Raw genomic sequence first — 13,750 nt, 5'->3', positions numbered from 1 at the left:
CTGCCTTGACGGCAACTTACGAATTAGTCTTTAAAAAAATCACGCGCAACCTGCGCATCATTCTGTATCTGTTGTTTCAAAGCTTCAAACGAATCGAACTTTTTTTCGTCTCTTATTTTTAAGCGTGGGGTGACTTCTATTGTCTCACCGTACAAGTCTGCATTTACATCAAAAATATGCACTTCGAGTTGTACCTGCTCACCATTTAGTGTCGGACGTGTTCCAACGTTGGCGACACCGTGCCACACGCATTGCCGGTAGTTCACCGTAACAGCAAAGACACCTTTAAGTGGTGTACGAAACCGTTTGAGCAACACGTTTGCAGTGGGAAAACCAATTGTCCGGCCATTTTTTTCGCCATGTACTACGCGACCCGTGATACTAAACGGTCTGCCCAGCATTGAAGCAGCTTTATCGAAAGCGCCATCATTTAGGGCCTGCCTGACAGCTGTAGAGCTGATACGCCTGTCATCGACACGAAAGCTCTGGGTACTAACAACTTCAAAGCCACTCTTCTGGCCGGCTTCTTTGAGCATGGTAAAGTCACCCTGGCGACCTTTACCAAAACGAAAGTCATCGCCCACTACAAGAAATTGCACACCGAGCTTATTTACCAGTAATTCCTGAACAAAGGTATCAGCCTGCTGACTGGCGAATGCTTTATTGAAACGCACACACAGTAATCGGTCGACGCCCTGTTGCTTTAGCAAGCGGTATTTCTCAGCAAGCGTGCTCAATCTGGCTGGCGCTTTATCTGGCGTAAACACTTCTTCAGGCTGTGGCTCAAAAACCATCACCGTGGCAGGTAAGTCCAGCTCTCTGGCTTTTTCCAGTACGTTTTTCAATACCGCCTTGTGACCTTCATGTACCCCATCAAACTTGCCGATGGTCAGCACGCAGCCACGGTGCCTGTCTCGCAGGTTATGCAGGCCTCTGATTAATTCCACAACTTGCCGGTACCCTTTAAAGTTAATTCTCAGACACAAAACACGCGATTATAAACGACCCAACGCGTAATACCAATGACTGTCAATGCAGTTTTAGCTACCTGACGAACTCAGGTGCGCAGGCCGGGTGCCCAGCACCAACATGACAGCGGCAAACGTCAGCACGGCTGCGCCTATTGTTTTGCCTACATGAAGTATTTGAGGCCACAAATCCAGCAGGTAAAAAGCATCACCGAGATCGAAATAAACAATAACAACGCCCATTGCGGCACAGGCCACTGTGGTGCGCAGTAAAAATAGCACGGTCTGACCGGAAAACTTGTAAACGTGAGTGGAATGAAGCCGGGCATAAAGCAAGCCGGCATTCAGTGCCGCTGACAAACTGGTTGCAATAGCCAGTCCGATGTACCCGTAAGGAATGGCAAATATCAGATTGAACACCATATTAGCAGCCATACTCCAGATACCGAACTTAACCGGCGTTTTTGTATCCTGTCTTGAGTAAAATCCCGGAGCAAAGACTTTTACCAGCATGAAAAACCACAGTCCGAAGGCATACGCAGTCAAAGAATAGGACGCAAATTCTGCGGTCTGAGGAGTAAATTCGCCACGCTGAAAAATAACCGTCAAAATAGGCTCGGCCATTAGCCCGAGCCCAACCGCTGCAGGAAGCCCCAGCACTGACACCATTCTTACTGCCCAGTCCATATTACTGGAAAACGAGGTTGGATCTTTAGTGACATGGTTGCGGGACAAAGTAGGCAAGATGACGGTTGCAATAGCAATACCGAACAATCCTAGTGGAAATTCAAGTAATCGGTCAGAGTAATAAAGCCAGCTGATAGACCCTGTCACCAGAAAGCTGGCGATAAATGTATCGAACAACAGATTCAATTGTCCTACTGACACGCCGAAGAGTGCAGGAATCATCAGCTTTCTCACCTTTACGACATTGTCATCGTGCCAGCCCCACCGGGGCTTAACTAATAAGCCTGCTCTGTACAAAAAGGGAAGTTGAAAACCAAGCTGTACGATGCCCCCAACGAACACCCCCCAGGCGAGCGCGTAGGCAGGTTGTGCCATTGATGGCGCAACCCATATGGCAAAGCTGATAATACAGACATTAAGCAATACCGGCGTGAATGCAGCAACGGCAAACTTATTGAGCGTGTTAAGAATTGCCCCTGATAATCCCGTTAATGAGATAAACGCCAGATAAGGAAAAGTAATTTTTAACATCGTGGATGCCAGGGTGAACTTATCGCCGCCGGGTTCATCATTTAAATAGTCAATAAACCAGCCTGTTCCAAACAATGCCGCCAGCACCGGTGAAGCGATAACCCCAATTATCGATACGACAAACACTATCGCACCGAGTGTGCCAGAGATTTTAGCGACGAACTCCCGCAATGCTTTCTTATCATCTAGGTGATGTACTTCGGTTAGTACCGGAATAAAAGCCTGTGCAAATGCCCCTTCGGCAAACAAACGTCGCAGGAAGTTAGGAATTTTATTGGCAAAGAAAAACACATCGGCAGCCGCCCCGTCCCCCATCAACCGCGCTACGACGACGTCCCTGGCCAATCCCAGAATACGTGAAATAAGTGTCATTACAGACACCACTAACCCGGATTTTAATAATTTACTCGACACAGAGCCTCAACCAATACGTTATTGAGCACAAATAAAGGGGCCACACTATAGCCGAATGCAGCAATTTTAGAAATCTTCTGCACCACCACATCATTAAATCTCGCCAGCGTATGATTTAATGCCATAAGGAGGATGAATTCAGGTGATTCAGCTGATATAATTCGCGCCCACTACGGATATGCCATCAGCCGCGTCAGGCCTGCAAAACAGTTAATTTAATGTTTATGCGAAATAGTTTGACAAATAAGCGATTGCTAGGCACAATCCGCACCCTCGTTTTTGACATGAATTTATTTTGGGAGTTACACCTTGGCTAACATTAAGTCTGCTAAGAAACGTGCAATTCAAGCCGAAAAGCGTCGTCAGCATAATGCCAGCCGCCGCTCCATGACTCGTACAAGCATCAAAAAAGTTGTAGCGGCTATCGCTAAAGGCGATAAAGAAGGTGCTCAAGCAGCACTTGCCTCTGCGACTCCGATTCTTGACAGAATGGCTACCAAAGGTTTGATTCACAAGAACAAAGCTGCTCGTCATAAGAGCCGTCTTGCTGCTAAAATCAAAGCTATGTAAGACATCTTTGTGATGTGTGGTAAAAAAGCGCCGAAAGGCGCTTTTTTTATATCTATAATTTACCAGCAGCCCTTCCAATACTAATTTTGCCTTCTTCGCTGTCACATTAACGTCAACATAACGTCACCAACCTGTCACGTCCCCTTTCTACTATCGGTATGAAAGCTGGCAACTTTGGACGCTGTCATGTCACATACGCATTATAAAACGCTTTGGATATCCGACTTACATCTGGGTCATCGCGACTGCAAAGCTGAACATCTTTTACACTTTCTGGAAAACATATCTGTCGGAACCCTTTATCTGGTTGGCGACATTATTGATATGTGGGAAATGACACGCCACTTTCGCTGGCCAGAGGCGCATAATCTGGTTATAAAAAAGCTTATGTTGTTATCTGAGTCCGGAACCCGGGTTATTTACCTGCCGGGCAACCACGATGCACCTTTACAACGCTATTCCGGTATGGCGTTTGGCAAAATTGATATAGCTCGGGAGCTTATTCATACCACCGCTGACGGTAAGCGCTATCTGGTTTTGCACGGCGATCAGTTTGATGATGAAGTGACGCTGGGTCGGTTTCACGCCTGGATTGGCGATAAGGCATATGACCTGCTGCTATTTATCAACCGCTGGTACAACCGTTATCGATTCTGGCAAAAACGCGAATACTGGTCGCTGGCTGGTTTTATCAAACAACATATAAAAAGCGCTAACCTTGCCATCGCCCGCTATCGTCAGGCGTGCTGTAACTATGCCAAAGCCCTTGAAGTGGATGGCATCATTTGTGGCCACATTCATCATCCGGAACAACGCTACCTTGGCGGTATTCATTACATTAACGATGGCGACTGGGTAGAAAATTGCACAGCCCTGGCTGAAGATAAATACGGCAATTTATCACTCATTCACTACCTGTCCGGATGTCCATGGCAGTGCGCGACGGAGTCCGAACCCCATCCTTCTAAAGCAGCATAATAAAATAAATTTAAAAAGGTACATGAATGTTCACTGTTGATGATGTGCTTAACAAACATTACCCGCATGTCGCCGGAAACCGCTGGTTGTCCCGCCCTGTTTCTTATATTTTGCGACACCTGCTCCACGAACGTGAAATAAAAGCATTTGGTGAAACCTATCCCCATTATCAGGATATCGATTTTGTAGAGCAGGTGCTGGCTTACTTTACTGTCAGTTATTCCACACGTCATAATGAAAAAGAACGCATACCCAGTGAAGGTCGCGTGGTGATTGTCGCCAATCATCCCATCGGCTCGCTGGATGCGCTGGCACTGATTAAATTGCTCAGTGAAGTACGTCGCGATGTAAAGGTGGTCGCGAACCAGATGCTGATGGCAATATCGCCGCTGAATAATATGCTGGTGCCGGTCAACAATATGCAGGGGGGAACGCCAAGACAAAGTTTCCAGGCTATGCAGGCACATCTTAATGCAGACGGTGCGTTGCTAATATTTCCCGCCGGCGAAGTATCACGACTGCGCCCTCAGGGAGTCAGAGACACACACTGGCACAGCGGCTTTTTACGCATAGCCAGACACGCCGAGGCGCCTATACTGCCTGTTTACATTGATGCCCGAAATTCTCCGGTATTCTACAGTGTTTCAATGCTGTATAAGCCATTGGCAACCACGTTGCTGGTTAAAGAAATGTTCAGGCAACGACGGAACCATTTGCCCATTCGTATCGGCGAACTGATCCCGCATAGTGGGTATCAGTCATTGTCATTAAGCATGAAAGAGCAGGTAAAACTTTTCAAACATCATCTGTATCGTGTGGGCAATGATAAAAAGGGTATTTTGCCTACGCAATCAGCTATCGCGCTTCCTGAAGATCGTCAGGTACTGGCAAAGGCGATAACTCAGCAATGCGAGCATCTCGGACAGACTGCAGATGGCAAAGCGATTTATCTTTTTCAACATAGTGGGTCCTCTGCCATTATGCGTGAAATTGGCAGATTGCGGGAGCTGGCATTTCGCGCCGTGGGTGAAGGAACAAATACGCGCAGAGATATTGATAAGTACGACTCGCATTATTTCCACCTTATTCTTTGGGACAATACCGATTTAGAAATTGTGGGAGCGTACCGCTTTGGCGATGCGGCGACACTTGCCGATCCTGCTCATCCCGCAGGCCTGTACTCAGCCACCCTGTTTGACTATAACGACGATAACCATACAATGTTTTCAAAGGGACTTGAGCTGGGCCGAAGTTTCGTACAACCACGGTACTGGGGAAAGCGCAGTCTGGATTATTTGTGGTACGGTATCGGTGCATTTTTACAGCGCTACCCTGACTACCGATATTTATTTGGTGCGGTAAGTATCAGCAATGCCTATCCAAAGCCTGCCCGTGACTTACTGGTTGCTTTCTACCAGGCGCAGTTTCCGGCACGTTTCGGGAATGCCAAAGCAACGCTACCCTACCCCGTATGCAGCGAAAAGCTCAAACATTTCGGCGATATGCCATACAAGGCAGCGTTTACCGAACTCAAAAGCCTGCTTGCAAATATGGGGGTTAATGTGCCCACACTTTACAAACAATACACTGAAATTTGTGAGCCTGAAGGCGTAGGCTTTTTAGACTTTAATGTCGACCCGGATTTTGCAGATTGCGTTGACGGGTTAATAGTGGTCGATCTGCAACTACTCACCGCGAAAAAGCGCAATCGTTATCTGTCTCAGGCTAACGTGAAAGCTACTGCCTGACAGCCCTTGGGAGTACGGGGAGCTTGCCTCCCCGTTGCTGCCTCTGCTTACCTGAACGGTTACACTAACCCCTGCAATATATCGGTATATATATCTTCCAGCGTAATAATGTCACATAGGTGTACACATTCGTTTGCCTGATGAATAGTACTGTTGGGGACGCCCACTTCGATTATTTGCGTTGAGGAATCGAAAAAGCGACCATCCGAGGTGCCCCCGGCAGTACTTAACAAAGGATATTTACCCGTGGTATTTACGATTGCGCGCTCACAACGCTGAAGCCAGCAATCGTTGGCTCTGGATTTTGTCAGATAAGGTGAACAGGGACGTGACCAGTGAATCTGCGTATGCGGTGATACATTTTTTATCAGCGAAGTCAGAAGCGCTACCAGGGAATCATTGGAATACTCAGCATCGTAACGAACATTGAATGCGATACGTGCTGCTCCGGGTACCAGATTATCCACCCATGCTCCGGTATCAACATGCGTAATCTGCAGAGACGTCCCGGGAAAATCTGCTGAGCCAGCGCCCCAGCGATGACAGGTTAGCGCCTGAATAATATCACTGGCGGTGTGAATAGCGTTTCGGCAGCTACCGGGATAGGCAACATGCCCCTGTTTCCCCCTGACCACGACAGAGCCGGATAATGCGCCCCGGCGCCCTACCTTAATCGTATCACCACTGCTTCGTGACGCGGTTGGTTCACCAATAAGACAAGCGTTGAGTTTGATACCTTGCTTATCGAGCTCTTTTTTCATCCAGCTCGTGCCATATAACGCCTCTCCTTCCTCGTCGCTGGTGATAAGCCACCAAAAGGAATATTCGTGCGGATTCATAAGGTGAACAGAACGTTCGGTTGCGGCCAGCATCGCTGCAATTCCACTTTTCATATCAGCAGCCCCACGCCCGAACAGCATATTATCACGAAATACAGGCGTGAACGGGTCGGTATGCCACTCCTCTAGGGGGCCAGGTGAAACAACGTCAGTGTGGCCACAAAACGCAAAATGGGAGGGACCGCTTCCCCACCTGGCGATTAGATTTGAAACACCGTTTACCTGGTAATGCTTACAACTGAAACCGGCTGAGGACAGGTACTGGCTAAGAAATCTCTGGCACCCGTTATCCTCTGGTGTTACTGACTGGCGCGCAATGAGTTCATGTGAGTAATGAAGACTACGATGAATGTAGTCTGACCGGTTAGCGGCTTCTGACATACCTACTTTATCTCTAACGATGAAACAGGCTTTTAAGTTGATACGAGTCTTATGACAGGCAGATAACGGTTTTACGACATTATAGTGAATTCAATTAAAAAGGATGAAGTACGTCCACGATTTCGCGGGTACTTTCTACAAGCCTGACGACTTTATTTTCCAGACGTAACGCTACAGTGCCCTTTGAAGGATCACGATAAACCACTTTCCCCTTTTTGTAGACATCATAATCCAACACTTCGCCTTTGGATAACTCATTGCGCCAGCCATCTGGTAACGCTTTTTCAGACCGGGTTTTATCGATACTTTGAGGGGCAAAATGACCCCGGTCAGCAGCAACTGTGTTGAAAGAGGTACTTAAAATAACAAGACTAAATGAGGCTGAGAGAATCATCGCCGAAAACTTCATAACTGCATAGTCCTTAAAAAATGCGTACTCCTTAGCAATAAGCATTTACTGTACCCACATTCCGCCTAGTTCAGATGATCGCGCCAACCAACTGTTTTATCTAGGCTTTTGTTTAATTTATTTGCTGTTATCTCTCTAGGCCGGGAATTAAATGACCAGGGCTGTTCTGGACGGGCTTTCAATGTGTAGCCAAAGTCACACACTTAAGCTGGCAAACAGACACTGGTTTGTATTGGATTACCCCAAATCAGACAAGGGATTTAACTTTTAATGCCTTACAGGTACCGGCTTTGAAAGACCACTCAGGCGCAGTGATTATGCCGGCTCGTTATAACAGAGCCGATTTACTGGACGACAGCAGAAAAATTACGCATTATTTGTCTATGACTTTGTAAAAGAAAGACTTGTTGTGCTTAAGATTATCGTACTCGTTCCACTTATTCTTTGTGTACTGTGGATTATCTATTTACGGCTTAACAAATTTACCTTTGAGCAGGGCAAACAAGGTTTTTTGTATATACTGATTATCTCTTCGGTTATTGCCGCCTTTTACTCAATGATGCTTTTTCTCACTCACTAGCAAAAAAAAAGGTGTGCCGAGGCACACCTTTTTTAAATTCATCGTGTCTTACTGATTAAGCACTTCTATTTCTGCATCTTCACGCAAACCATTGATGAAGCTCTGATAGGCGCTTTGACCATACGCCGCGCCGAGACGCTGGCGAATTGTGCTAGCCAACTCTTCATCCGGTGCTTCAGCCTGCTGGATATTCTGTAGCTCAATGACACCTACATTCCCGGAAGCCAGCTTCGCAGATCCAGCTTTTTCACCTTCCTGATCAGACAGCGAGAATAAAGTCTGTACCAAATTGCGCGGTAGCTGACTTTGACCACGGCTGACAGATTCTGCGTCCTGCCAGGAAAGGCCGTACTGCTCTAGCATCGAAGAAATATCTTCACCGGCATTTAGTTTTGCCACTGCATCCTGAGCCCAGTTGGCCGCAGCCTCCTGCAGCCTTTCAGCTTTAAGCTGACGTTCAATCTGTTCCTTCACTTCAGCCAACTCACGCGTGCGCTGAGGTTCGTGAGCTTTAACCCGCAGTACCATCACCGTTTCATTATCCAGCTCGATAACTTCGCTGTTCATACGGTCCTCTACCTGCTCAGCAGAAAATGCAGCATTCAGTACCGCCGGATTGCTCATTACATCCGGTGCTTCTGCGCGCGTGAACATGCCTGTTTCTTCTATCGGCTGATTGGCTATACCGGCAACATCATCTAATGTCTCTGGCATTTCGAAGGCGACTTCATCCATCCGGCTGCGTAAATCGTAAAAACGCTCCATTGCCTTATCATTTAGTAACGTTTCACGAACCTTCTCTTCAACCTCAGCAAGCTCTGTAACTTCCTCTGGTTTGATATCGGTCAACTTAATGATGTGATAGCCAAATTCTGTTTCAACCACTTCAGAAACCTGACCTTCTTCAAGGTTGAACGCGGCTTCCTCAAAAGCAGGCTCCATCATATCGCGTGTAATATACTCAAGGTCACCACCATTTTCGGCTGAAAATGTATCATCAGAGCTCTGTTTGGCAACATCTGCAAATTCAGCGCCTTGCTCAATTGATTGGCGCAGCTTTTCAGCCTGCGCTTCTGCAGCTTCTTTGTCATCACCAAACTCAATAAGGATATGCGATACACGACGCTCTTCTTCAGTCCGGTACTGATCTTTGTTGTCTTCATAGAATGTCGCGACTTCTTCCTCGCTTACATCAACATCTTTCATCACGTCATCAACAGTGAGTGTGACATATGAAATGTTAACTTTTTCCTGAGTATCAAACACCGCGATATTCTGTTCATAATAACTATTGATATCTTCAACAGAGATAGTGACGCTGTCAGAAAAGTTTTTCGCATCAACTATGAAGTAGCGGCCACCGCGAATTTGCGATTGCAATTGCCAGGCTCGTTGCGTCTCACCATCAAGGGCAAAGGAAGAAGCCTGAAGCGCACGGGTCAATTGTTCACGTGTTAATTCTACGCGCAGGTAATCGCGAAACTGCGCCGGGCTGAAACCGTTTTGACGAAGTACCGCAAGATAACGCTCGTTGTCAAACTGCCCTGCAGTCTGAAAACCCTGCATATCTTTAATGGTCTGGCGAATCTGGTCATCGCCAACCCGCAACCCCATTTCTTCGGCTTTTTGCTCGACTAGTTTGTTATTGATGAGACTTTGTAAAACGTTACTGCGAAACTGTTTTAGATAATTTTCATCCGCAAACATCGCTGCGATATCTTCGCCATACTGGCTTTCCATCTGAGCACGCTGACTTTGATAGGCGCGCTCTAGTTCATTCTGACCAATCTCATCGCCATTGACTGTTGCTACTGCCGTACCACCGGAAGAGCTCAGGTAACTGCCTACACCGGCAAAGACGAAACTCAATACCACCAGGCCGATGATGATCATTGCCCACGGGCTTTGAGAACCTTCTCTGATTCTTTCTAGCATGATTCTATTTCAACTCCGTTGCTTACCAACTTATGTCAGCATTACGCCGCTTCAAGCAGCATTGTGTTTATCTCGCCAACAAATAAGGCAGGATTATAGCGCGATTACGCACAAAAACGCGATGGTTTTCCTTTGACAAAGGAACGAACATCTACGTGTTTTACGGTCTGCCTTTTAAACTGCACAAATAAAAAAGGCGATGGTAAAAACCATCGCCTTTTTAAAATTTTATGCGCTTAGTTACATGCGTCTTTTAAAGCTTTACCAGCTTTGAAAGAAGGAACTTTAGCTGCTGCGATTTGAATAGTCTCACCAGTTTGAGGGTTACGGCCACTACGTGCTGAACGCTCACGAACAGCGAATGTACCGAAACCGACTAGTGCAACTTGGTCACCGTCTTTAAGCGCTGCAGTTACTGCATCAGTGAATGCGTCAAGAGCACGGCCCGCAGCCGCTTTAGAGATGTCCGCACCAGCAGCGATTTGGTCGATGAGTTGAGACTTGTTCACAATTATGATCCCCTTCGTTTGTTATTATACTGTTTGTCCGAAACAATTATCGAATTAATTATCGGAACGTTTAAACAAGCTTGATAACTATTATCAAGCACTGTGTTACAGATAGTTAATTTTTAGTGAGTCGCTGCATCCCTTTAGAGACAAGGCTTCAAGCGAGTACTAAGTAAAGGTATCACAACTTATGGCGCTTGAAAGCCCTATTTTGAAAAAAAGTGAAGGAATTTGCCGATATCGTTCACTTTTTAATCAAAGATTACACTAAAATGGCTGCCTCCCCTTGCCCAGCAAGCGATTCAGCCATTGCAACCTTAATTTTGTGTCACGACTTCAAATGATTCCACAGGTTCCTGCAACGCAATATCGAGGACCTCATCAATCCATTTTACCGGGTGGATAGATAACGCCTCTTTTACGTTGTCCGGAATCTCTTCCAGGTCGCGCTCATTCTCCTGAGGAATGACAACCGTTTTGATGCCGCCCCGATGAGCAGCCAGCAGCTTCTCTTTTAAACCACCGATTGCCAGTACTTCACCGCGTAGCGTGATTTCACCCGTCATAGCAACATCGCACTTCACCGGATTACCGGTCAGCGATGAGACCAGTGCAGTACACATTGCTATGCCTGCACTTGGACCATCCTTAGGTGTCGCGCCTTCCGGCACGTGCACGTGGATATCACGCTTTTCATAAAAGTCTTCATTGATACGAAGTTTTTCAGCACGACTTCTGACCACGGTCATCGCCGCTTTTATCGACTCCTGCATAACATCGCCCAGTGAGCCGGTCGATGTCATTTTACCTTTACCCGGTACTGTACTGGTTTCAATTGTCAGCAAGTCACCGCCAACCTGTGTCCAGGCAAGGCCGGTTACCTGACCAATCTGGTTTTCTTTATCTGCTTTGCCATAGTCATGACGCTGCACGCCAAGATAATCTTTAAGATTGTCCTGAGTCACAACCACTTTATCTTTACTCTTGGACAGTAAAATATCTTTTACCGCTTTGCGGCAAACCTTAGAAATTTCACGCTCCAGATTACGTACACCGGCTTCGCGAGTGTAATACCGAATGATGCCGATAATCGCAGACTCGGTAATCTCGAGCTCATCCTCTTTAAGGCCGTTGCGCTCCATCTGCTTACTGATCAAATGCCCTGTTGCAATATTCAGTTTTTCATCTTCGGTATACCCCGACAGGCGAATCACTTCCATTCTGTCTAACAGAGGTCCCGGAATATTCATGCTGTTTGATGTTGCTACAAACATGACATCCGATAAGTCATAATCAACTTCAAGATAATGATCTGAAAAGCTGTTGTTCTGTTCCGGGTCAAGCACTTCCAGCAGTGCAGAGGCAGGGTCACCACGCATATCTGCAGACATTTTGTCGATTTCATCGAGCAAAAACAGCGGGTTTTTAACCCCGACTTTCGTCATATTCTGAATGAGTTTTCCTGGCATGGAACCGATATAGGTACGGCGGTGACCACGGATTTCAGCTTCATCACGCACACCGCCAAGTGCCATACGCACGTACTTTCTGCCCGTTGCCTTTGCGACCGATTGTCCCAGTGACGTTTTACCAACCCCTGGCGGGCCTACCAGGCAAAGTATCGGTCCTTTTAACTTTTTCACCCGTTGCTGCACGGCAAGATATTCAATGATGCGTTCTTTGACTTTCTCAAGCCCATAGTGGTCCGCATTAAGCACTTTTTCAGCACGCTCAAGATCTCGCTTGACCGGGCTGCGCTTTTGCCAGGGCACACTGGTCAGCCACTCTATGTAACTGCGCACAACCGTTGCTTCAGCTGACATCGGTGACATCATCTTCAGCTTTTGTAACTCAGCGCGTGCTTTCTCTTCTGCCTCTTTTGGCATTTTTGATTCAGAAATTTTATTACTGAGAGCTTCGAACTCATCCGGAGCGTCATCCATTTCTCCAAGTTCTTTCTGAATCGCCTTCATTTGCTCATTCAGATAGTACTCGCGCTGACTTTTCTCCATCTGTTTCTTAACACGCGTGCGTATCTTTTTCTCGACCTGAAGCAGGTCAATCTCGCCTTCCATCAGCGCCATAAGGTACTCAAGGCGTTCATTCACCCCTTTCATCTCAAGCACTTTTTGCTTTTCTGTCAGCTTCAGCGGCATATGTGCCGCCATCGTATCTGCCAAACGCGCAGCGTCATCAATGCCGTTTAGTGAAGTCAGAACCTCAGGCGGAATCTTTTTATTGAGTTTCACGTAGCCTTCGAACTGCGATACGGCCGAACGAATCAATACTTCCTGTTCGTTTTCTGCAATGGCCTCATCAGCCACTTTATCCACACTGGCAGTGTAATAGGGCTCAGACTGGGTATATTCGTTGATTTCACCGCGAACATTACCCTCAACCAACACCTTTACGGTGCCGTCTGGTAACTTCAAAAGCTGTAGAATAGTGGCAATGGTGCCAACGCTATAAATGTCATCCGTTTCAGGCTCATCTACACTGGCATCCTTTTGGGCTACCAGAAAGATTTGTTTGTCGTTTTCCATTGCCGCTTCCAAACAGCGGATAGATTTTTCACGACCAACAAACAGGGGTATGACCATATGTGGATAGACCACGACGTCCCGTAACGCCAGTACGGGGATCTCAATGCGATTTTCACGCTCAGCTGTCATACGAATACTCTATTGGTTACTAATGTCGATTTATATGGGGTTACAACAGCAAAGTTCAAACCTGGTCGGTAAGATTGACGCAATAAATACGGTTTATTGTCATTTTTATCATCTATAAACGCCGAAACGCTTTTACGTACTTTGCATATTCACTTTTAACTATTTGAAACACAAAGGCAATACAATTATCTTTAATTGTACAGATATGAATCAGTCACGATTAAAATTAAAGCAAAACAGTCGGTTCGCGCACCTCTTTGCATTAATTGTCGTCATTAGTCTGCAAGTCAGCCCCGTGGACGTAACGATATAATAATGGACTGTCGCGTTAGCATCAGCTCAGGTAACGCGAATTGAGGTTTTAGCAGCGCCCTAACCTCCCATTGTTGACTGCCGATAGTAAAGTAGCTCTTCTGTAAGTAATCGGAGGCTGAAAAGATGCACAGCGTTAACTAATGGGATAGGACTGATTTTTCTAGCCTCGGTCGATTTGCCAAAAGACGTCGCTTTTACACCGCCCCTCATAAAT

At 46.5% G+C, this 13,750-nt stretch carries 10 protein-coding genes; 3 read left to right on the top strand and 7 right to left on the bottom strand.

What is annotated here, in order from left to right; genetic code table 11:
* Positions 1 to 23: 23 nt before the first annotated feature.
* Together ribF and murJ are read right to left on the bottom strand one after the other, a co-directional pair.
* Positions 24 to 947 carry a bifunctional riboflavin kinase/FAD synthetase gene (ribF, locus tag FBQ74_RS05680; protein WP_139755755.1) on the bottom strand — a complete coding sequence of 308 codons (924 nt, stop codon included), beginning with the start codon at positions 945 to 947 and terminating at the stop codon, positions 24 to 26.
* Between the two features lie 93 nt (positions 948 to 1,040).
* Positions 1,041 to 2,600 carry a murein biosynthesis integral membrane protein MurJ gene (gene murJ, locus FBQ74_RS05675; RefSeq protein WP_139755754.1) on the bottom strand — a complete coding sequence of 520 codons (1,560 nt, stop codon included), beginning with the start codon at positions 2,598 to 2,600 and terminating at the stop codon, positions 1,041 to 1,043.
* 309 nt (positions 2,601 to 2,909) lie between these two features.
* Here murJ and rpsT point away from each other — a divergent pair, with 309 nt between their 5' ends.
* From rpsT to FBQ74_RS05660, 3 genes are all read left to right on the top strand, one after another.
* Entirely contained in the window at positions 2,910 to 3,170 is a 261-nt protein-coding gene (gene rpsT / locus FBQ74_RS05670) for a 30S ribosomal protein S20 (RefSeq protein WP_139755753.1), read from the top strand.
* Between the two features lie 186 nt (positions 3,171 to 3,356).
* Positions 3,357 to 4,148, top strand: coding sequence for a UDP-2,3-diacylglucosamine diphosphatase (locus FBQ74_RS05665; protein WP_139755752.1), 792 nt, complete (start codon positions 3,357 to 3,359; stop codon positions 4,146 to 4,148).
* A gap of 26 nt (positions 4,149 to 4,174) precedes the next feature.
* Positions 4,175 to 5,896: a GNAT family N-acyltransferase gene (locus FBQ74_RS05660; RefSeq protein ID WP_139755751.1), complete on the top strand. Its 1,722-nt coding sequence runs from the start codon at positions 4,175 to 4,177 to the stop codon at positions 5,894 to 5,896.
* Positions 5,897 to 5,955: 59 nt separating this feature from the next.
* Here the strand turns inward: FBQ74_RS05660 and dapE are convergent, their stop codons facing one another.
* From dapE to lon, 5 genes are all read right to left on the bottom strand, one after another.
* Positions 5,956 to 7,116, bottom strand: coding sequence for a succinyl-diaminopimelate desuccinylase (gene dapE, locus FBQ74_RS05655; RefSeq protein ID WP_139755750.1), 1,161 nt, complete (start codon positions 7,114 to 7,116; stop codon positions 5,956 to 5,958).
* Between the two features lie 94 nt (positions 7,117 to 7,210).
* A complete protein-coding gene (locus FBQ74_RS05650; protein ID WP_139755749.1) occupies positions 7,211 to 7,525 on the bottom strand; it encodes a hypothetical protein in 315 nt (104 codons plus the stop codon).
* A gap of 628 nt (positions 7,526 to 8,153) precedes the next feature.
* Positions 8,154 to 10,040, bottom strand: a complete 1,887-nt coding sequence (locus tag FBQ74_RS05645) for a SurA N-terminal domain-containing protein (protein ID WP_139755748.1) — start codon at positions 10,038 to 10,040, stop codon at positions 8,154 to 8,156.
* 236 nt (positions 10,041 to 10,276) lie between these two features.
* The gene (gene hupB, locus FBQ74_RS05640; protein ID WP_018983015.1) at positions 10,277 to 10,549 is read right to left on the bottom strand and encodes a nucleoid-associated protein HU-beta; all 273 of its coding nucleotides are present in this window, start codon (positions 10,547 to 10,549) and stop codon (positions 10,277 to 10,279) included.
* A gap of 317 nt (positions 10,550 to 10,866) precedes the next feature.
* Positions 10,867 to 13,221 (bottom strand): endopeptidase La, encoded by a 2,355-nt coding sequence (lon, locus tag FBQ74_RS05635; RefSeq protein WP_139755747.1) that lies wholly within the window; start codon positions 13,219 to 13,221, stop codon positions 10,867 to 10,869.
* Positions 13,222 to 13,750 lie beyond the last annotated feature (529 nt).

The organism is Salinimonas iocasae, assembly GCF_006228385.1.
Lineage (GTDB): Bacteria > Pseudomonadota > Gammaproteobacteria > Enterobacterales > Alteromonadaceae > Alteromonas > Alteromonas iocasae.
Note: the sequence above shows the minus strand (reverse complement) of the source record. Positions and strands in the feature narration are given on the sequence as shown.

Excerpts from the sequence above, each read along its gene's own strand:
- lon (WP_139755747.1), bottom strand. The coding sequence starts at position 13,221 with ATGACAGCTGAGCGTGAAAATCGCATTGAGATCCCCGTACTGGCGTTA.
- FBQ74_RS05660 (WP_139755751.1), top strand. The coding sequence starts at position 4,175 with ATGTTCACTGTTGATGATGTGCTTAACAAACATTACCCGCATGTCGCC.
- dapE (WP_139755750.1), bottom strand. The coding sequence starts at position 7,116 with ATGTCAGAAGCCGCTAACCGGTCAGACTACATTCATCGTAGTCTTCAT.
- FBQ74_RS05665 (WP_139755752.1), top strand. The coding sequence starts at position 3,357 with ATGTCACATACGCATTATAAAACGCTTTGGATATCCGACTTACATCTG.
- FBQ74_RS05650 (WP_139755749.1), bottom strand. The coding sequence starts at position 7,525 with ATGAAGTTTTCGGCGATGATTCTCTCAGCCTCATTTAGTCTTGTTATT.
- FBQ74_RS05645 (WP_139755748.1), bottom strand. The coding sequence starts at position 10,040 with ATGCTAGAAAGAATCAGAGAAGGTTCTCAAAGCCCGTGGGCAATGATC.